The organism is Pseudomonas sp. NPDC087358 (assembly GCF_044900785.1).
Lineage (GTDB): Bacteria > Pseudomonadota > Gammaproteobacteria > Pseudomonadales > Pseudomonadaceae > Aquipseudomonas.
Genome location: NZ_JBJDOA010000002.1, coordinates 410147 through 425395, shown reverse-complemented (window position 1 = coordinate 425395; position 15249 = coordinate 410147). Strand labels below are relative to the sequence as shown.

Genomic DNA, 15249 nt, shown 5'->3' with positions numbered 1-15249 from the left:
CGCCCTATAAAACATGGCAAAATGATGGCTATTCATTTGACCCTGGGGAGGGACACATGCGCATCTACTGCACCAGCTGCCGTAACAAGGGCCGCATCAGTTCTCGCGAAGAAGTTTCGAGCATGTTCGTCAAGCTGTACTGCCAATGCCTGGACGCAAAGTGCGGGCACACCTGGGTGGCAAACCTGACTTACTCGCACACGCTGAGCCCGTCAGCACAGACATTTGATCGGATGCTATTTGATCGATTGAAGGATCTGCCCAGGGCGAAGCAGCGGGAGCTGTTCGAGCAGTTGGGGTCGCAGGCAGTGGCTTGAATCGCAAACCGCCAGCATCAAAGCCGGCGGTCGAGTGCGTCAGAGCCTGGCGCTATGCCGCGTTTTATAGGCTCTCAGCCTCGTCAGGGTGACCAACCAGAACTTCCGTAAGGCGTCTCAATTGCTGTCGCTCCTCTGCGCGCATTCGGCGATAGAGGGTAATCAGACGACGTTCGATTTTCGTAAGTGCGTGCCATTCAAATTCGATCACTTCAACGGAACGGTCTTCAACCTTGGTGCGATCCAACATGCTTTTCTCTCCATAAGTGCATTGCTGAATCGACGTTATCGGACCACTCCGCTGAATTGAGAAAGGTAAATGACAGGTGACATACACATTTTATTACAACTTACTTCGAACCTTTCACTGCATCGTCGAACATTGCCTTCAAGAAACGCAGAATGGCTTTTTGATCGTCCGCCGGTACTGTCCTGAACTGCTCTACGAGGGTTTGTTCAGTCTCCGAAAGTCCTTTATCGGGCGATGGCGAGCGTCTGCCGGTGAGTACGAAACCGGCGTCTACGCCATGAGTGACCAGCGCGGCGACGTATCGAAGGTCAAGCGAATTTGCCCCCAGTTCATAGTTTTTTTGGGTCCCGCGACTGACCCCTAGAAGCGTTCCGAAATCTGTTTGGTTCAAACCCAAACGCTCGCGCTCATCCCTGAGGCGGTCCCCCACTCCATCCGCTATGAGCATTTTTTTATTCATCCACCCTTTACAAGATCAAAATTTTGACCAAGAATCGCCACAAATCAACAGAAACCAACACAAACAAACAGAGTAGCCATCATGCCCGCCACCGTCACACGCGAGCAAGCCCGCGCCGATCTTGAGCGAAAGGGGATCAGCATTGCTGAATTCAGCCGACAACATGAGCTGAACAAAAATTTGGTCAGTGACCTATTGAACGGTCGGATCAAAGGTCACCGAGGGGAGGCACATCGCGCCGCCGTACTACTCGGTATCAAAGACGGCGTGATTGCACAGTAATGGCACGGTCATTCAGGGGACACCAGAACATGAAAATTCCGGTTCTATCGACGCTAAGGGAAGTGGTCAGCACGATCATCTGCGCCTATCCCGGCGGGCGTGAGTGCGCTGCTGCACGGCTCGGCATGAATTTGAAGAAGTTCGACAACCACGCCTACGAGAACGGCAACATCCGTCCGCTGACTGAAATCCAGATCCACCAGCTGGAGCAGGAAACGAAGTCGACGCACTTGGCCAACTACGTGGCCGCTCTATACGGCGGGATATTTGTGCCTGTTGCGGACCCGGATTCGTTGGACAAGGTCGAGCTGTACACCATGTCAGTTCAGGTCGCAGCTAAACGCGGAACGGTTGACCAGATCATCGCCAAAGCGCTGGACGACGGTGAAATCAACGAAAGCGAAGCCAACGCGATTCTGTCTGCCCACAACCTGCATATGGCAGCACGGCACGCGGAAGTACTTGCCGCGATCGAACTGCATCGCCACCGCTCGGAGTCGTCGCTATGAAAACGCCGGCAGCCCAGCAGTACCAGGACGTTTTGAAAGCGGCAGCGCTCGCTTTTCTGGAGCGGCACCACTCCGAACACCTGAGCAATGACCAAATGCTTTTCGACCGAGCGGTTCAGCACCTGGTGAACGACTTCGACCTGCTGACCAGCAAAGCCGAGCAGGTCGTTAGCCTTGCTCTGACTGACTTGAACGCCATCCGCGATCGTCAGCGCCTCGATGTCGCCAACAGCAGTGACACGCACTCGGTGATTGTTGACCCCTTCACTGGCAATGCCTGGGCTATCCCGGTCAGCCTGATCTACGAACGCATCATCAAAGCACCGGAATACGGGCGCTTTCGCGTAACCGATTCGTAACACCCCCTAACCCAACGCCCTGCCCCGCTTCCCGTGGGTTTGGGTGAGCTGCGCCCGAATTCGAGGTTCCTGATGGGAAACGCACTTCAAATCACCGCACAGATGCCACCTGCAGAAGCCGAAGCGCTGTTGGTATCAATGCGCACGCACTACAGCATGAGCCTCAACGAACACTGGTACGCCGATGAGTTTCGGTGCGTTCCCTCGGACGTAAGGCACAGCTCGATTCTCAAGAAAAAGCCGGCAATGGCAGCGCAAAAACGCCTGATGGCCGCGCTGTCCCTCAGCCTCAAAGCAGTGAAGCAATCATGAGAGACGATCTCCGTCACGACGTCCTACAGCGCATTCAGTTCGACTACGGGTTGAAGCACCGCGCAACGACCAATTACATGCGCGGCGGCACGTGCCCCAAGTGCAATAGAAAGGAGCTGTACACCCGTTTTGACAGCCCGTGGCAGCTGATCTGTGGGCGACAGGAAAAGTGCGGGCACACCCTGCATGTGAAAGAAATCTACGACGACCTTTTCGAGGATTGGAGCAAGCGCGCCCCGGCCACTGACAACGCACCAACGGCCACAGCTCGGGCGTATCTTGAGTTTGCGCGCAGTTTCGATATGTCGGTGATCGCAGGGTGGTTCACGCAAGAAACTTACTTTTCGGCTCAGCACGACGCCGGCAGCGCCACAGTCCGCTTCGCTCTGGATAAAGGCGGGTACTGGGAACGTCTGATCGACCGCCCGGCACGATTCGGAAAAATGAAGGCCCGGTTTAAGCCTGGTGAAAGCTACAAGGGCGTCTGGTGGTGCCCGCCGTGCGTCGAGCTGCTGGACGTCAAAGAACTGTGGATCGTTGAAGGAATCTTCGACGCGATCGCGCTGGTGCATAACGGCATCCCCGCTGTATCGGCGATGTCCTCCAACGCCTTTCCGGATGAATCCCTGCGACAGCTCGCCGTCGACCGCGCCGGCAACATGCCGAAGCTGATCTGGGCATTGGACAACGAGCCAGGCGCACACGCCTACACCAAGCGCTGGGTGCGCCAGGCGCGTGAGTTGGGTTTTGTCTGCGAAGCTGCACAGATCCCCCAGCGTGACGGCAGGAAGGTTGACTGGAATGACCTGCATCAGCGCTGGTGGGCTCTGGACACGGGTGAGAAGCGTGATGCACAGGTTACGAAAGACCTCGCGGTTGCGCGTCACCACGGCGCCCTGCTGATTGCTGACAACGCGACTGAAAAAGCACTGGTGCTCTTCGACTGGAATCGCCGTAGCGAATTTCACCTGGAGTTCGGCAACCGGCTGTATTGGTTCAAGCTCGACCTTGAAAAATATAACCGTGCGATCCAGGACCTCGAGGACAGCGAGCACCAGGACGATCAGTTGATGAACGACAAGCAGCGTCGGGCCAAAGCGATGCAGCAGTGCGGCGCCATTCAACGGATCGCCACATGTAACCCGAAGGCCCTGTACTACCAGGAAAACAAGCTGACAGACGAGTCCTGGTACTACTTCCGGATCACGTTCGCGCACGACGCAGCGCCGATCAAGAACACTTTCACCAGTTCGCAAATCGCATCGTCCGCCGAATTCAAAAAACGCCTGTTGGGCATTGCACCTGGTGGGATGTTCACCGGCACCACGCAGCAGCTGGATGCGTTCATTGAAGAGCAAACCAATGCGCTCAAGACCGTTCAGACGATCGACTTCACCGGCTACACCCGTGAGCACGGCGCGTACGTCTACGGCGACGTGGCGGTGCGTGACGGCAAGGTTTACGAGCTGAACGAAGAAGACTTCTTCGACATGAACAAACTGAGCATTAAGACGCTTAGCCAATCCGTCGCCCTGAACATCAACACCGATCTGAACAAGTTCACCACCCGGTGGCTGGACATCCTTTGGCAGTGCTTCGGCGCCAAAGGGATTGTTGTCCTGGCTTATTGGTTGGGCTCACTGTTCGCAGAGCAGATCCGGCAACACCAGAAAAGCTACCTGTTCCTTGAGGTGGTCGGTGAGGCCGGCGCGGGTAAGTCGACACTGATCGAATTCCTTTGGAAGCTGCTCGGGCGCCTCGATTACGAAGGCTTCGACCCATCCAAGGGCACACCGGTTGCCCGCGCTCGGAACTTCGCCCAAGTCGGGAACCTGCCCGTCGTGCTGATCGAGTCCGAGCGTGAAAAGACCGATGGCAGCGCCACCAAACAGTACGACTGGGACGAGCTGAAAACCGCTTACAACGGGCGCAGCGTGCGGTCTACGGGCGTGAAGAACAACGGCAACGACACGCGTGAACCCCCATTTCGCGGTGCCTTCGTCTTCGCCCAGAACCATGCCGTCAACGCGTCTGAACCCATCCTGCAGCGTATTGCCCACGTCGGCATGACGAAGGACGGTCAGACCGCGAAAACCAAACTGCTGGTGGAAGAGCTTGAGCAGATGCCGGTGGACAAGGTGAGCGGGTTTCTTTTGATGGCGACTACCAGGGAGGCGCAGGTGATGCAGACCGTTAAAGCGGGCGTGCCCACCTACGAACAGAAGCTGCTGCAGCTGCCTGAGATTCGCACCGTCCGTATCGCGAAAAACCACGCTCAACTGCATGCCCTGGTCGACGCCTTGGTTCATGTCGTGCCCCTGCAGCAGCACCAGGTCGAGGCGGCACATTCCGAGATTCAGGACATGGCCAAGGAACGACAGCTGGCCATCAACGCTGATCATCCGATCGTCGTCGAGTTTTGGGAGCTGTACGAGTACCTGAACAGCGCTGCCGGCGGACTGAACCACTCCCGCAATGACGGATTGATTGCAGTCAACCTGAACGATTTCGCCAAAGAGGCGGCAGAGAAGCGGCAGAAAGTGCCGGATCTGACCGAACTCAAACGCCACCTGAAAACCAGCAAGTGCCCGAAGTTTGTGGAGACGAACAGAAACGTGTGTTCGTCCTGGGACGTCGACGCCGCCAACAAACCCAAAACCGTACGGTGCTGGATTTTCCAGGCAGCGTGAGGAGGAAGCGATGCAGATTCAAGTGATTAACAGTTCGCGAACTGACGATTCATCCGACGTGATCGCGACCGTCATCGCAGGGCTGAAACAAACGCCTGACGGCCTTCCGATCGTGCATGCCGGGGCATACGCCGCCGACGGCCTGATAGGGATTCTGGAAGTGCGTGCAGTCCGGGGCGAACGCGAAATTCTGGTGATGGACTGTTCGCGGGCACACGTCCAGGGGGTTCTGGAGTGGAACTCCTGCGAAGACGACGGACAGTTTGAAGATTTGGTGATTCACCTGGTGCGTAAACAAGAGGAGCAAACCCATGCATGAAGATGAGAAACAACAGCTGGAACAGCAGCTGCACGTCGACGCGTTCAAGGAAGCGATGTTTACAAAAATCGCACCTCAGAACTTGGCACACGACGGGGAGAGGTTCGAGAACAAGACAGTGCAGCTGGTGTTTGAAGCCTACCTAGAAGGTGCAAAACCCAATCCTGCGCGGGTGATCGGCCAGCAGCTGTACGCGGAAATCAAACCGACCAGCAAATACGCATCGCAGATCGGCTGGATGGAGTTGCGCAACGCCTACCCCTTTCCAGTTCGGTTCGAACAGGACCCTTCCGGGTACATCGTTAAAGGTGGCGTCGGAGGGTGCTACAGGCTGGAAGACGTGAAGTTGCTGTTCAAGCGCGACAGCGAATTCCACCAGGTCAAGTAAACGCCGGCAAGTGCCGGAATAGGAAAGGCGTCGAGGGGGTGCAACCCCTCGGCACCAACCACCACAGAGGGCAACACCATGCAAGCACAGCACCAAAGCAGCAGCGCTTTGAAGACTATCACATCGACGTATCCGGACGAGCAGGCAGCTCGGCATTTGATGACGATCCGGATCGTCGGCACGGCGATCTTCGATTACCAGGTACGCAAGACGCCCGACGCTCGAATCCGCCTTGAGTCCTTGGCCACCATGGCCCAGGCCCAAGGGGATTTAACTGACGTCGAAGCACTTGTCGTTGCCAAGGTGCTCGCTACTCATACCACCCCGCATTTGCAGGACCGACATCATGTCTGAACAAACCATGAGTGTTATTGCGCAGCAGGCTCTGGACCGCGCACGCAGTAACCCTACAGCCAGGCGTTTTTGGACGAATCGAGAAATCGAAATCCTGACTGAGCTCTATCCGGATCAACAGGCAGCGGCGATTGCCCAGCTTCTAGATCGGCCGATCAGTGCTATCCATTCCAAAGCGAAAGCGCTGGGATTGAAAAAGAGTGAAGCATTTCTGAATGGTCCCTTGTCTGGCCGGCTTGATGGCGCCCGTGGCGCCTCTACACGGTTTCAGAAAGGTGTGCCCAGCTGGAGCAAAGGTATGTCGCGGCCCGCTACTGGCCGATCGGCGGAGACTCAGTTCGCTCAAGGTGGCGTACCTCACAACCATGTGCCAATCGGGACAGAGGTTATGGCCACCGATGGTTATCTGAAGATCAAAGTCGCAGAACCCAACAAATGGGAGTGGACCCATAGGCGCAATTGGGAGGCCGCCCATGGCCCCATTCCGAAGGGGATGGCCCTGGTATTCAAGGTCCCCGATCGCACCAATTGCGATATCGACAACCTCGAGCTGGTGACGCGCAGCGAGTTAATGCGCCGTAACTCCATTCAGCGTTACCCCTCAGATGTAAAGGGCGCGATCCGCCTGCTTGGAAAACTTAAACGCACCATCGAGGCCAGCCATGAATAACAAAATGACGGATCTGCGAAACCATCTTTTCGCAACGCTTGAGGCTCTGCAGGATCAGGAGAAACCAATGGATATCGAGCGCGCCAAAGCGATTGCGGAGGTTGGCAAAGTGCTGGTCGACTCTGCGAAAGTTGAAGTGATGTACATGAAAGTGATGGACGGCGACGGTGTCAGCACAGGATTTATCGAATCGCAGAAAGCATTGCCTGCTATCCAAGGTTCCCGCCAATGAACAGTCATAGCGAGGATCGATGATGGCTGAGAACGGAAGACGTTTCCCTTGGAACATGGACGTGACGCCCGTCTGCGACCAATGTGGTAAAAACAGAGCTCAAGGCAATCACGATAAGTGCAGCAAGCGGCGCCAGGCGCTCAGCGCGCTGCGGCAGGACCAGAATAGAAAGGGAGGTAACTGAGGTGAGTAAGCTAGATCGTTTTATGCGTGAACGGGATGTGCTCGAGGCTACCTCCCTGTCCAGGACAACGCTTTGGCGGGTGATCAAGCAGGGGAAGTTTCCAAAGGCTGTGGCCATATCGCCGGGGCGGGTAGGTTGGCGGGAATCGTCGATTGCCGTTTGGCAGCGAGATCCCCAACGCTGGAAATCTTCTGATCCAATCGAAGCCGCTTAAGCGGCTTCACTTATTTTAGATCCACCACATTCCTGTGCAGCCACACGGACCACCTGAGCAACCCTTCCTGCTTTTCTTTGAAGTAGTCGTGTCGGTCGTAATGCTTGGAAGAAACATCGCCGAACGCGTGGCCCTGGATACGATCCCTGAGCTCTTTGCTTAACCCAGCAACCCCCATCAGCGTTTTGCAGGTCCGCCGGATATCACGCAACGTGAACGGCTCGCTGAATTTATCGACGTGCCGGCCGTAAAGTTTGGTGACCGCTCGGGAAAGTGACTGTGTGTGCAAGGCCTTCCCTATAACCTTACCCTCGAAAGGGTAAACGCTGGTTTCACTGATTTCGTCCATGACCTTCAGGCTACGCCGCATCAGTGTGTTGTACGGCACCACATGCAGCGACCGCTCGCCCGCCTTGCCCTTTTTATTTCTGATTACCATGTGATCTTTGAAGTAGTGCCGGCGCTCACTTGTGAGCAACTGTTCTGGGCGCTGCCCTCCAGATGTGATCAGGAACTTAAGAAGCTCCGAGGTAACCAGGGTGAGGTGTTCCGGCAGCAAATGCCAAAGTGTGGCCAGCTCTTGGGTCGACAATGCGCGATCACCAGGCCTCTCCCAATCAGCCTGCACCGGGACGCTGGCCACGGGATTACTGGTAAGCCCGAATTTCAAAGCCGTCTTCTGGTAGCTGCGCGGATTGAACTCCTGCTCGAGGCCGACCTGAAATGCCGCGTGTAACTGCGATCGCACTCGGTTGCAGTAAGTGGTCACGCCGTCACTGATCATTTTAGAAAGGATGTCCCGAATATTGCCCGGTCCAATCAGCGCAACAGGTCGTGACACTAGATCAGGAAACGCCTCGCTCACGTAGTGCTTGAGCGACCATTTCACATCGTCTGCTGAAGCGGCTTGCTCACCCTCGAGCTTGTTGATGTATGCGTCGATAAGGTTCTGAAACGTACCGGCGGCAATCACCACTTCCTTTTCCACTCGGCAGAGATCTCGTGCTGCAGTAAGGCTCATTGCCGGCCAGGTGCCGAGCTTCGACTTGATCTTTTTGCCATCCAGCCGGCGTTGGAAATAGAACTCCTTCGTGCCAGTGGGCCTGACTCTGAGCATCAGCACACCTTCACCTTTCGCGCTGCGGCCGTCAGAGATGGTGTATTCCCGTTCTCCAGGCTTCATTGCCCTGATTTGTTTATCCGTAAGCATTTGGGGGCCGTATCTGGGGGCCATTCGGCCGGAATATAGGGGATTGAGGTGGTACAAGATGAAACTCCAACCACCGCGCAAAGCCTTGATCTTGATGGCTTAAGCGCATGAAAGCATACCCTACGCGTCTACCTGATACAGCACCCACCATAGCTTCCCAAGCTGATAACGAGGGTTCGATTCCCTTCACCCGCTCCAGCCTTTTCCCTTCGCAGTCGCTGCACCTCTTTTTAATCCCCACAACCCCACGCATACGAACCTGAACTCTCTGTCGTATGGGTTTTTTTTGCGTGAAAAAAACCCGGAACGAGTCCGGGTTTTTTCGTAAGACAATGATCACGCGGCAAGGCTTGGTGCCAGCATGGACTTCTTGTAGTCAGCCTTCATGGCCTCCATCTGCGCTCCCAGCTCTTCGAGTTTGGCTTTGCCCAGGAGCTTTTTCGCCTGCGGGAACATCTCGGTCTCTTCTTCCTCGATGTGGTGCTCCAGCAATTCCTTCACGACTTTGACCCGGCCCGAGAATTCCGGCGTGCCAGGGTCAGTCTGCTTGAGGTCCGGAAGCACCAGGGAATCGACGGTGCGGTGCTCTTCCTTGGCCTCGTAATACATGATGTCTTGCTCTTTGGAGCCTGCTTCCTTGAACGCCGGATAGAGGATTTCCTCTTCAAGCTTGGTGTGGATGGTGATTTCCATTTCAAGTTTGGCCAGCAGATCGGTGCGTTTTTTCACCCCGCGTTCAGTGGATTCGCTCAGTTGCGTAAGGATGGCTTTGACTCGTTCATGGTCGGCTTTGAGAAGGTCGATAGCGTTCATGTCATTTCCTCTGGGATCACGAGTTGGGGATCGATCTGAATGTCGATCCTGCTTATGCCAAAGGGAAGTTGCATCGACCGTGCCGGATGATCTGTCTGATAATTCCACGTTAAATCAATGGCTTGAGCCCAACGACAGACGATCTGATCGTGCAGCTTGCATGAATCTGCGCAAATGGATGTTGCAGATAGCAAGCCGGCAGATGCGGTCAGCAGAGGATTTGTTGCGATGGGGGTGGGTCCTGCGAGCAGCATTGATGTAGCCCCGGCGTGACCGGGGCTCGGTGACCTCATCAGTGCCTGGCTTTGTGATTCGTCGCAGCACCATGAGAGCCTGCGGCAAGCTCAGGCCGGGGTGCCATCGCCGTTCGTTCATGATAAGCAGACAACGAGGCGGCAAACGCCATGGCCTCCTCGCGTGTGCCGAACGATCCGAGACGGTCTTGATGAGTACAGACCCGCCATGGGCCGTTGTTGACGTTGATCACGTCATAACCATTGAAATGCGTTTTGCTGAGCGTCGCATTGTGCATGCTTGCCTCGCTCTCATTCAGAGAGTGTTATGGATTTTCCTCCACGACCTTACTCCCCGCCAGCGCCATGTAAATGAGCGTTAGACAGATGGTGGTCAGGGTTTGAGCGGTATCTCTTCATCCGTTTGCGACAGGCTTTTTCCGTCGTCCGGGTGTTTCCAGGTTTGCGGGGGTGGTGTTTCGCGCTCGGCATCATCGGTGTGTTCCACCCGTTCGAATTCACGGGCCTGGCGCTCGGCATCACTGCCGCGCGTGGTTTCCATGGGATTGGGGTTGGGGCCGGGGCTTTGCGCAGCAGGGGTATTCACTGGATCGGTCTTCATGGCTACCTCTCAAGCGAACCGGATTTTAGGTTCAAGGGTTAGAGCGAGGCCGGCTCCGGGGGTTCGAAGATTCTGCCCGGCGGCGAATCGCAAGGTGCGGCGTTGACAAGCCCGGCCCGTGTTTCTATAAGTCACTGCGTTCTGGCGACCCGGTCAGTACCAGCTCACCTGAAAGCGAAGCGAGATGATGGAATTCACCGATTTTGATGCCCAACTGGCCGACTGGAACCAATTGCAGAGTGCCCACCCCTGTTCCGGCTTGCTGCTGGGCAATGGCGCAAGCCTGGCGGTATGGAAGAACTTCGCCTACGACTCGCTGTTCGAACTGGCCCAGACCACTCGCAACAAGCCGCTGAGCCCGACCGAGCTTGCGCTGTTCAAATCGATGGAGACCGAAAACTTCGAGCCGGTGCTCAGTGGGCTGAAAGTGGCGATGCGGGTCAATGCCGCGCTGACGGTCAGCTCTTCGTCGCCGCGCAACCGTTATTTCGCCATCAAGGAAGCGCTGATCCACGGCATTCGTTCGGCGCACATTCCCTGGCGTCTGGTCGAAGCATCGACCGTTGCCCACATCAGCAAGGCGCTGAGCGAGTACGCAACCGTCTATTCGACCAACTATGACCTGCTGGCCTACTGGGCCGTCCTGCATGGCGCTCAGCCTTTCGACGACCTGTTCGACGATGATGCGGTTTTCAACCTGCATCGCACCGCGAGCCACGCCACTCGCATCCTCTATCTGCACGGCGGCATGCACCTGGTGAAAAACTTCGACGCCAGCGCGCGCAAGTTGTTGTCATCGGAAAGCACGCTGCTGGGAAGTTTCGCCATCAACGCGCTGGATGACGTACCGCTGTTCGTCTGCGAAGGCCGCAGTGAAGACAAGATGAAAATCATCCGCGGCTCGGACTACCTGTCCTACTGCCACGCACAACTGGCGCAACACCAGGGCGCGCTGTGCATCTTCGGCCATCAGCTGGGCAAACAGGATCGGCACATTCTGCACGCCGTCCTGCAGGCCCGGCCGAGCACCCTCGCCATCTCCATCCTGCCGCGAAGCGAGGCGTTCGTTCAGCATCAGAAGCGCCACTACAGCGCGCTGTTCGAAGGGCAGAACATTGAGCTTGAGTTCTTTGACGCCACGACCCATCCGCTGGGCAGCCCTGGCCTGTCGGTGCCAGTGGCGCGGCTGAAGGAGGCGGTGGAGTTGAGGAAGGGCTGAGCAGATGAGAACCGCCTTCAGCGGTGCTCGTACTCCCATCCTCTGCACGCCAATGCAACGTGCTTGGGTATCAACGCCGCACCACTGCTATATGCGGTAATTGTTCGCCGCGTAAAACCAAGCTCCACCGCTGCAGCTGACAGCGAAAGGTTGTTCTTTGCCATCCATTGCTTGAAATCCCTGGTCGGCATCACCTGACCGGTTTGCTCAAGCGCCAGCCGATGAAGCGTCGATGCAGCAACCTCAAGGTCATCCCCCCAAGTCACATCGAACCCCCACTCCCCCAACGACACCTGGCTGAACAGCCGGGCATCCTTTAACGGCGCCAGTGCAGGGAACTGCTCAACGAACGCTGACAAATCAACCGTGTGCTGTTTGCCGTTGCTCCAGTCGACGACCAGCGCATGCTTGCCCACAACGGGTCGCACGGCAGCGATACGTAATTTGCTCCCCATATATCAAATCCTCCGGTTTTGCTCATACCAAACCCGCCACAGTTCTGCGGTATTGGTTCGGGCCCACATCAACGCGCCTTTAAGCGCTTCAGGCTCGGCACCTTTTTGCCGAGCACTCTGAGGCCGTCGATTTGTACTAACGACTCACCATCCGGGGTCAGGACGTGGAAATGCGGCGGGGATGGTCATCCGGATATATTTTGATCTTCCAATTTCGGTCGCTTTGTACGGTAGCCATGGTGGCGGACACTAGAGAAAAAATTTCCCTGGCGCAAAGCCATTTTCAACCCAAAACAACAACCGGACCTCTCAGGTCCGGTTGACGCTTCGCTCAATCACAACGCTCCCATTCTTCCCAGCGCCGCGTGCTTATTCGTTACTTTCCGACAAAGCGCCCACCACGACTGTCGCGCCACGAGTTTTTTTATTGACGCTGGCGGCGATCGACTCAGTCGACAAGCGGACGCTGCTGAGGACGGCAAGGCGGTCGCTGCTCGTTGATTTGACCACGCTGGATGACCACTGGGCCGCTGCGGTTGCCATCCAGGCAAACAGAAACACCACGACACCTTGAAACGCCCACTTTCCTATGTCCGACACGATTGTTCTCCTGACTGAGTTCGACGGCAACCATTTGACCTGCAACCTGTTGCAGGGAGATGGCATTCAAATTCTGCACCAACATCGGGGCTCGTCAGGGTCGCCGTCGAAAAATCCTCATATACGGCATTTCCCCCCTTGGAGCCGAAGTGTACGGCCGATTCTGTCGTCAGCTGTTAAGGCGATCAGCGTGGGATCTGTGGCTGAATGAATGCCTGTTTTTTTTCATCCATTGCTCTTTATTCATAACAACAAAGGCACGATTCAACATGTCCTCTCGCGAAAACACCGGCATGGTCCTCGGACTGGTCGGGGTGGTGATCTTCAGCCTGACATTGCCCATGACCCGTATCGTGGTCCAGGAAATCCATCCATTGCTCAACGGCCTGGGCCGGGCACTGTTCGCAGCCGTTCCGGCCGCCGCCTTGCTGCTGTGGCGGCGGGAAAAATGGCCGACCCGCGCGCAATTCAAAGCCTTGATGGTGGTCGCCCTGGGCGTCATTGTCGGCTTCCCGGTGCTCTCTGCCTGGGCGATGAAAACCCTGCCAGCCTCTCATGGTGCGCTGGTCAATGGTTTGCAGCCATTGCTGGTGGCTATCTATGCGGCGTGGTTGTCCCATGAACGGCCCTCGAAAGCGTTCTGGGCGTGCGCCGCGATGGGCAGCGTGCTGGTTCTGGGGTACGCATTGATCAGCGGCGCCGGCAATCTTCAAGCGGGGGATCTGCTGATGGTCGGTGCCGTTGCGATCGGCGGCCTGGGCTATGCCGAGGGCGGACGACTGGCCAAACAGATGGGCGGCTGGCAGGTCATCTGCTGGGCGCTGGTGATCTCGATTCCGGTATTGATCGTGCCGGTTGGCTATCTGGCTGCGCAGCATCAGGGGCCGATCTCGGCGGGCACCTGGTGGGCATTCGGTTATGTGTCGCTGTTTTCACAGTTCATCGGTTTTTTCGCCTGGTATGCCGGGCTTGCCATGGGCGGCATCGCCCGGGTCAGTCAGATCCAGCTGGTGCAGCTGTTCTTCACCATGGCGTTTTCGGCATTGTTCTTCGGCGAGCACATCGATCCGACGACCTGGATCTTCGCGGCTGGCGTGGTGGTGACCCTGGCCATCGGGCGCAAAACCGCAGTGATTGCGCCCAAACCGCTGACCGCGACCCGGATCTAGCCGAGCAGGCCATCCGCCTGGAGCAGGCTCTCCAGGCATTGCTCGGAAATGCCGTAGAAGGTTTTCAGTTCCTGGATCTTCGCCAGCAGCTCGGCGGGATCGGCCGGCGTGGCGCGCTTGACCGCCAGGATCATTTTGTTCTTGTTGGTATGTTCCAGCGAAATGAACTCGAACACCTTGGTTTCGTAGCCGCACGCTTCGAGCAACAAGGCACGCAAGGCGTCGGTGACCATTTCCGCCTGCTGGCCCATGTGCAGGCCATATTGCAGCATCGGCCGCAGCAGGGTCGGGCTCTGGATCTGCAAGCGGATCTGTTTGTGGCAGCACGGCGAGCACATGATGATCGACGCGCCGGAACGAATGCCGGTGTGGATCGCGTAATCGGTGGCGATGTCACAGGCATGCAGCGCGATCATCACATCCAGCTCGCTCGGCGCCACCGAGCGCACATCGCCACACTTGAATACCAGCCCGGGATGCTCGAGCCGAGCCGCCGCGTTGTTGCACAGGGTCACCATGTCTTCACGCAGCTCGACGCCGGTGACGTTGCCCTGCGCCTGCAAGGTGTTGCGCAGGTAGTCATGGATGGCGAAAGTCAGGTAGCCCTTGCCCGATCCGAAGTCCGCTACCGTCACCGGCTGATCGAGCTTGATTGGCGAAGTCGTCAGGGCGTGGGAAAACACCTCGATGAACTTGTTGATCTGCTTCCATTTGCGCGACATGGCCGGGATCAGCTCGTGCTGCTTGTTGGTCACGCCCAGATCGGTGAGAAACGGGCGGCTCAACTCCAGGTAACGCTTCTTCTCGCGGTCATGGTCGGCCGAGGGTGTTTGACGTTGTTGCTGCGAGGTATTGCGGAACAGAGTGCTCTTGCCCTTTTTGCTGAATTCCAGCTGCAGCTCGTCGGTGAGCGACAGCAGATGCGCGTTCTTGAAGGACTCGGGCAACAGCTGCGCGATCAATGCCTGCGCATCAGCCAAGGGGTGATTCTTGGTGATATCACGGGTCTTGTAGCGGTAGACGAACGACAGGCAGGGCTGATCCTTGACGGTGACGGGTTTGATGATGATTCGCTGCAGTTCGGCTTCGCTGCCCACGTACTTGGCCAGCACCAGCTTGATCAGCGAGTTCTGGGTCAGGCAAATGTCGAGCTGACTGAGAAACTGCTCGCGATGATCCTGCGAAGAAGTGGCGGTGGGTGCAGTAGCGGACATCGGGCGCAGCCTCGGGAGCAAAAAATGCGAGGGCGCTATTTTAGGCGGGTTGAGCGCTTGTGGTGGATTTAATTCAAGTCGCGGCAGTTCCACAGGTCGGATTGCGCTTGCCCGAGGAAAGTGCTGCCAGCGCGCTGCTTCGGCCCGGGCGCCCGCCGTCGAACCGAGCCGCTA

The 15249-nt window shown here is 56.8% G+C and carries 23 protein-coding genes; 14 read left to right on the top strand and 9 right to left on the bottom strand.

Annotated features, from left to right (window positions below; translation table 11 throughout):
* Window positions 1-56: 56 nt before the first annotated feature.
* The gene (locus ACI2KS_RS05590) at window positions 57-317 is read left to right on the top strand and encodes an ogr/Delta-like zinc finger family protein (RefSeq protein ID WP_404617990.1); all 261 of its coding nucleotides are present in this window, start codon (window positions 57-59) and stop codon (window positions 315-317) included.
* Window positions 318-381: 64 nt separating this feature from the next.
* On the opposite strand, the gene ACI2KS_RS05585 is transcribed toward ACI2KS_RS05590, so the two are convergent.
* A complete protein-coding gene (locus ACI2KS_RS05585) occupies window positions 382-567 on the bottom strand; it encodes a hypothetical protein (protein WP_404617988.1) in 186 nt (61 codons plus the stop codon).
* A gap of 100 nt (window positions 568-667) precedes the next feature.
* Window positions 668-1015 (bottom strand): helix-turn-helix domain-containing protein, encoded by a 348-nt coding sequence (locus ACI2KS_RS05580; protein ID WP_404618482.1) that lies wholly within the window; start codon window positions 1013-1015, stop codon window positions 668-670.
* A 93-nt stretch (window positions 1016-1108) separates the two neighbouring features.
* Here ACI2KS_RS05580 and ACI2KS_RS05575 point away from each other — a divergent pair, with 93 nt between their 5' ends.
* The 11 genes from ACI2KS_RS05575 (at window position 1109) to ACI2KS_RS05525 (ending at window position 7540) form a co-directional block, all read left to right on the top strand.
* Entirely contained in the window at window positions 1109-1309 is a 201-nt protein-coding gene (locus tag ACI2KS_RS05575) for a DNA-binding protein (RefSeq protein WP_404617986.1), read from the top strand.
* A 29-nt stretch (window positions 1310-1338) separates the two neighbouring features.
* Entirely contained in the window at window positions 1339-1818 is a 480-nt protein-coding gene (locus ACI2KS_RS05570; RefSeq protein WP_404617984.1) for a YmfL family putative regulatory protein, read from the top strand.
* Window positions 1815-2177: a hypothetical protein gene (locus ACI2KS_RS05565; protein ID WP_404617982.1), complete on the top strand. Its 363-nt coding sequence runs from the start codon at window positions 1815-1817 to the stop codon at window positions 2175-2177. Before ACI2KS_RS05570 ends, ACI2KS_RS05565 begins: the two co-directional genes overlap by 4 nt.
* Before the next feature lie 72 nt (window positions 2178-2249).
* On the top strand, window positions 2250-2489 hold the full coding sequence (locus tag ACI2KS_RS05560; RefSeq protein ID WP_404617980.1) for a hypothetical protein: 240 nt from the start codon (window positions 2250-2252) through the stop codon (window positions 2487-2489).
* Window positions 2486-5179, top strand: coding sequence for a toprim domain-containing protein (locus tag ACI2KS_RS05555; RefSeq protein ID WP_404618480.1), 2694 nt, complete (start codon window positions 2486-2488; stop codon window positions 5177-5179). Before ACI2KS_RS05560 ends, ACI2KS_RS05555 begins: the two co-directional genes overlap by 4 nt.
* Before the next feature lie 10 nt (window positions 5180-5189).
* Complete coding sequence (locus tag ACI2KS_RS05550) at window positions 5190-5498, top strand: hypothetical protein (RefSeq protein WP_404617978.1); 309 nt, start codon at window positions 5190-5192, stop codon at window positions 5496-5498.
* Window positions 5491-5886, top strand: coding sequence for a hypothetical protein (locus ACI2KS_RS05545; protein ID WP_404617976.1), 396 nt, complete (start codon window positions 5491-5493; stop codon window positions 5884-5886). The genes ACI2KS_RS05550 and ACI2KS_RS05545 overlap by 8 nt, the downstream gene beginning before the upstream one ends.
* Window positions 5887-5964: 78 nt before the next feature.
* Complete coding sequence (locus tag ACI2KS_RS05540; RefSeq protein WP_404617974.1) at window positions 5965-6240, top strand: hypothetical protein; 276 nt, start codon at window positions 5965-5967, stop codon at window positions 6238-6240.
* On the top strand, window positions 6233-6910 hold the full coding sequence (locus tag ACI2KS_RS05535; protein ID WP_404617972.1) for an HNH endonuclease signature motif containing protein: 678 nt from the start codon (window positions 6233-6235) through the stop codon (window positions 6908-6910). Before ACI2KS_RS05540 ends, ACI2KS_RS05535 begins: the two co-directional genes overlap by 8 nt.
* On the top strand, window positions 6903-7142 hold the full coding sequence (locus ACI2KS_RS05530; protein ID WP_404617971.1) for a hypothetical protein: 240 nt from the start codon (window positions 6903-6905) through the stop codon (window positions 7140-7142). Before ACI2KS_RS05535 ends, ACI2KS_RS05530 begins: the two co-directional genes overlap by 8 nt.
* A gap of 206 nt (window positions 7143-7348) precedes the next feature.
* Window positions 7349-7540 (top strand): helix-turn-helix transcriptional regulator, encoded by a 192-nt coding sequence (locus tag ACI2KS_RS05525; protein WP_404618479.1) that lies wholly within the window; start codon window positions 7349-7351, stop codon window positions 7538-7540.
* A gap of 10 nt (window positions 7541-7550) precedes the next feature.
* Here the strand turns inward: ACI2KS_RS05525 and ACI2KS_RS05520 are convergent, their stop codons facing one another.
* From ACI2KS_RS05520 to ACI2KS_RS05505, 4 genes are all read right to left on the bottom strand, one after another.
* The gene (locus tag ACI2KS_RS05520; RefSeq protein ID WP_404617969.1) at window positions 7551-8750 is read right to left on the bottom strand and encodes a tyrosine-type recombinase/integrase; all 1200 of its coding nucleotides are present in this window, start codon (window positions 8748-8750) and stop codon (window positions 7551-7553) included.
* A gap of 336 nt (window positions 8751-9086) precedes the next feature.
* The gene (locus tag ACI2KS_RS05515; protein ID WP_404617967.1) at window positions 9087-9563 is read right to left on the bottom strand and encodes a hemerythrin domain-containing protein; all 477 of its coding nucleotides are present in this window, start codon (window positions 9561-9563) and stop codon (window positions 9087-9089) included.
* Window positions 9564-9855: 292 nt separating this feature from the next.
* Window positions 9856-10095, bottom strand: a complete 240-nt coding sequence (locus ACI2KS_RS05510) for a DUF2188 domain-containing protein (RefSeq protein ID WP_404617965.1) — start codon at window positions 10093-10095, stop codon at window positions 9856-9858.
* Between the two features lie 95 nt (window positions 10096-10190).
* Window positions 10191-10418 carry a hypothetical protein gene (locus ACI2KS_RS05505; RefSeq protein WP_404618496.1) on the bottom strand — a complete coding sequence of 76 codons (228 nt, stop codon included), beginning with the start codon at window positions 10416-10418 and terminating at the stop codon, window positions 10191-10193.
* Between the two features lie 184 nt (window positions 10419-10602).
* On the opposite strand from ACI2KS_RS05505, the gene ACI2KS_RS05500 reads away from it, so the two are divergent.
* The gene (locus tag ACI2KS_RS05500; protein ID WP_404617963.1) at window positions 10603-11637 is read left to right on the top strand and encodes a DUF4917 family protein; all 1035 of its coding nucleotides are present in this window, start codon (window positions 10603-10605) and stop codon (window positions 11635-11637) included.
* A 17-nt stretch (window positions 11638-11654) separates the two neighbouring features.
* On the opposite strand, the gene ACI2KS_RS05495 is transcribed toward ACI2KS_RS05500, so the two are convergent.
* Window positions 11655-12092, bottom strand: coding sequence for a DUF2442 domain-containing protein (locus tag ACI2KS_RS05495; protein WP_404617961.1), 438 nt, complete (start codon window positions 12090-12092; stop codon window positions 11655-11657).
* A gap of 369 nt (window positions 12093-12461) precedes the next feature.
* Complete coding sequence (locus ACI2KS_RS05490; protein ID WP_404617959.1) at window positions 12462-12692, bottom strand: hypothetical protein; 231 nt, start codon at window positions 12690-12692, stop codon at window positions 12462-12464.
* Window positions 12693-12961: 269 nt separating this feature from the next.
* On the opposite strand from ACI2KS_RS05490, the gene ACI2KS_RS05485 reads away from it, so the two are divergent.
* Window positions 12962-13861 (top strand): DMT family transporter, encoded by a 900-nt coding sequence (locus tag ACI2KS_RS05485; RefSeq protein ID WP_404617957.1) that lies wholly within the window; start codon window positions 12962-12964, stop codon window positions 13859-13861.
* Here ACI2KS_RS05485 and ACI2KS_RS05480 read toward each other — a convergent pair.
* Window positions 13858-15075 (bottom strand): class I SAM-dependent methyltransferase, encoded by a 1218-nt coding sequence (locus ACI2KS_RS05480; RefSeq protein WP_404617955.1) that lies wholly within the window; start codon window positions 15073-15075, stop codon window positions 13858-13860. The genes ACI2KS_RS05485 and ACI2KS_RS05480 overlap by 4 nt on opposite strands.
* Between the last annotated feature and the right edge of the window lie 174 nt (window positions 15076-15249).

What these genes read in the sequence shown, in the direction of transcription:
- ACI2KS_RS05525 (WP_404618479.1), top strand. Translation starts at nt 7,349, where the DNA reads ATGCGTGAACGGGATGTGCTCGAGGCTACCTCCCTGTCCAGGACAACG.
- ACI2KS_RS05570 (WP_404617984.1), top strand. Translation starts at nt 1,339, where the DNA reads ATGAAAATTCCGGTTCTATCGACGCTAAGGGAAGTGGTCAGCACGATC.
- ACI2KS_RS05540 (WP_404617974.1), top strand. Translation starts at nt 5,965, where the DNA reads ATGCAAGCACAGCACCAAAGCAGCAGCGCTTTGAAGACTATCACATCG.
- ACI2KS_RS05565 (WP_404617982.1), top strand. Translation starts at nt 1,815, where the DNA reads ATGAAAACGCCGGCAGCCCAGCAGTACCAGGACGTTTTGAAAGCGGCA.
- ACI2KS_RS05505 (WP_404618496.1), bottom strand. Translation starts at nt 10,418, where the DNA reads ATGAAGACCGATCCAGTGAATACCCCTGCTGCGCAAAGCCCCGGCCCC.
- ACI2KS_RS05580 (WP_404618482.1), bottom strand. Translation starts at nt 1,015, where the DNA reads ATGCTCATAGCGGATGGAGTGGGGGACCGCCTCAGGGATGAGCGCGAG.
- ACI2KS_RS05530 (WP_404617971.1), top strand. Translation starts at nt 6,903, where the DNA reads ATGAATAACAAAATGACGGATCTGCGAAACCATCTTTTCGCAACGCTT.
- ACI2KS_RS05550 (WP_404617978.1), top strand. Translation starts at nt 5,190, where the DNA reads ATGCAGATTCAAGTGATTAACAGTTCGCGAACTGACGATTCATCCGAC.
- ACI2KS_RS05495 (WP_404617961.1), bottom strand. Translation starts at nt 12,092, where the DNA reads ATGGGGAGCAAATTACGTATCGCTGCCGTGCGACCCGTTGTGGGCAAG.
- ACI2KS_RS05500 (WP_404617963.1), top strand. Translation starts at nt 10,603, where the DNA reads ATGATGGAATTCACCGATTTTGATGCCCAACTGGCCGACTGGAACCAA.
- ACI2KS_RS05590 (WP_404617990.1), top strand. Translation starts at nt 57, where the DNA reads ATGCGCATCTACTGCACCAGCTGCCGTAACAAGGGCCGCATCAGTTCT.
- ACI2KS_RS05515 (WP_404617967.1), bottom strand. Translation starts at nt 9,563, where the DNA reads ATGAACGCTATCGACCTTCTCAAAGCCGACCATGAACGAGTCAAAGCC.
- ACI2KS_RS05560 (WP_404617980.1), top strand. Translation starts at nt 2,250, where the DNA reads ATGGGAAACGCACTTCAAATCACCGCACAGATGCCACCTGCAGAAGCC.
- ACI2KS_RS05510 (WP_404617965.1), bottom strand. Translation starts at nt 10,095, where the DNA reads ATGCACAATGCGACGCTCAGCAAAACGCATTTCAATGGTTATGACGTG.
- ACI2KS_RS05575 (WP_404617986.1), top strand. Translation starts at nt 1,109, where the DNA reads ATGCCCGCCACCGTCACACGCGAGCAAGCCCGCGCCGATCTTGAGCGA.
- ACI2KS_RS05585 (WP_404617988.1), bottom strand. Translation starts at nt 567, where the DNA reads ATGTTGGATCGCACCAAGGTTGAAGACCGTTCCGTTGAAGTGATCGAA.
- ACI2KS_RS05520 (WP_404617969.1), bottom strand. Translation starts at nt 8,750, where the DNA reads ATGCTTACGGATAAACAAATCAGGGCAATGAAGCCTGGAGAACGGGAA.
- ACI2KS_RS05555 (WP_404618480.1), top strand. Translation starts at nt 2,486, where the DNA reads ATGAGAGACGATCTCCGTCACGACGTCCTACAGCGCATTCAGTTCGAC.
- ACI2KS_RS05485 (WP_404617957.1), top strand. Translation starts at nt 12,962, where the DNA reads ATGTCCTCTCGCGAAAACACCGGCATGGTCCTCGGACTGGTCGGGGTG.
- ACI2KS_RS05535 (WP_404617972.1), top strand. Translation starts at nt 6,233, where the DNA reads ATGTCTGAACAAACCATGAGTGTTATTGCGCAGCAGGCTCTGGACCGC.
- ACI2KS_RS05545 (WP_404617976.1), top strand. Translation starts at nt 5,491, where the DNA reads ATGCATGAAGATGAGAAACAACAGCTGGAACAGCAGCTGCACGTCGAC.
- ACI2KS_RS05480 (WP_404617955.1), bottom strand. Translation starts at nt 15,075, where the DNA reads ATGTCCGCTACTGCACCCACCGCCACTTCTTCGCAGGATCATCGCGAG.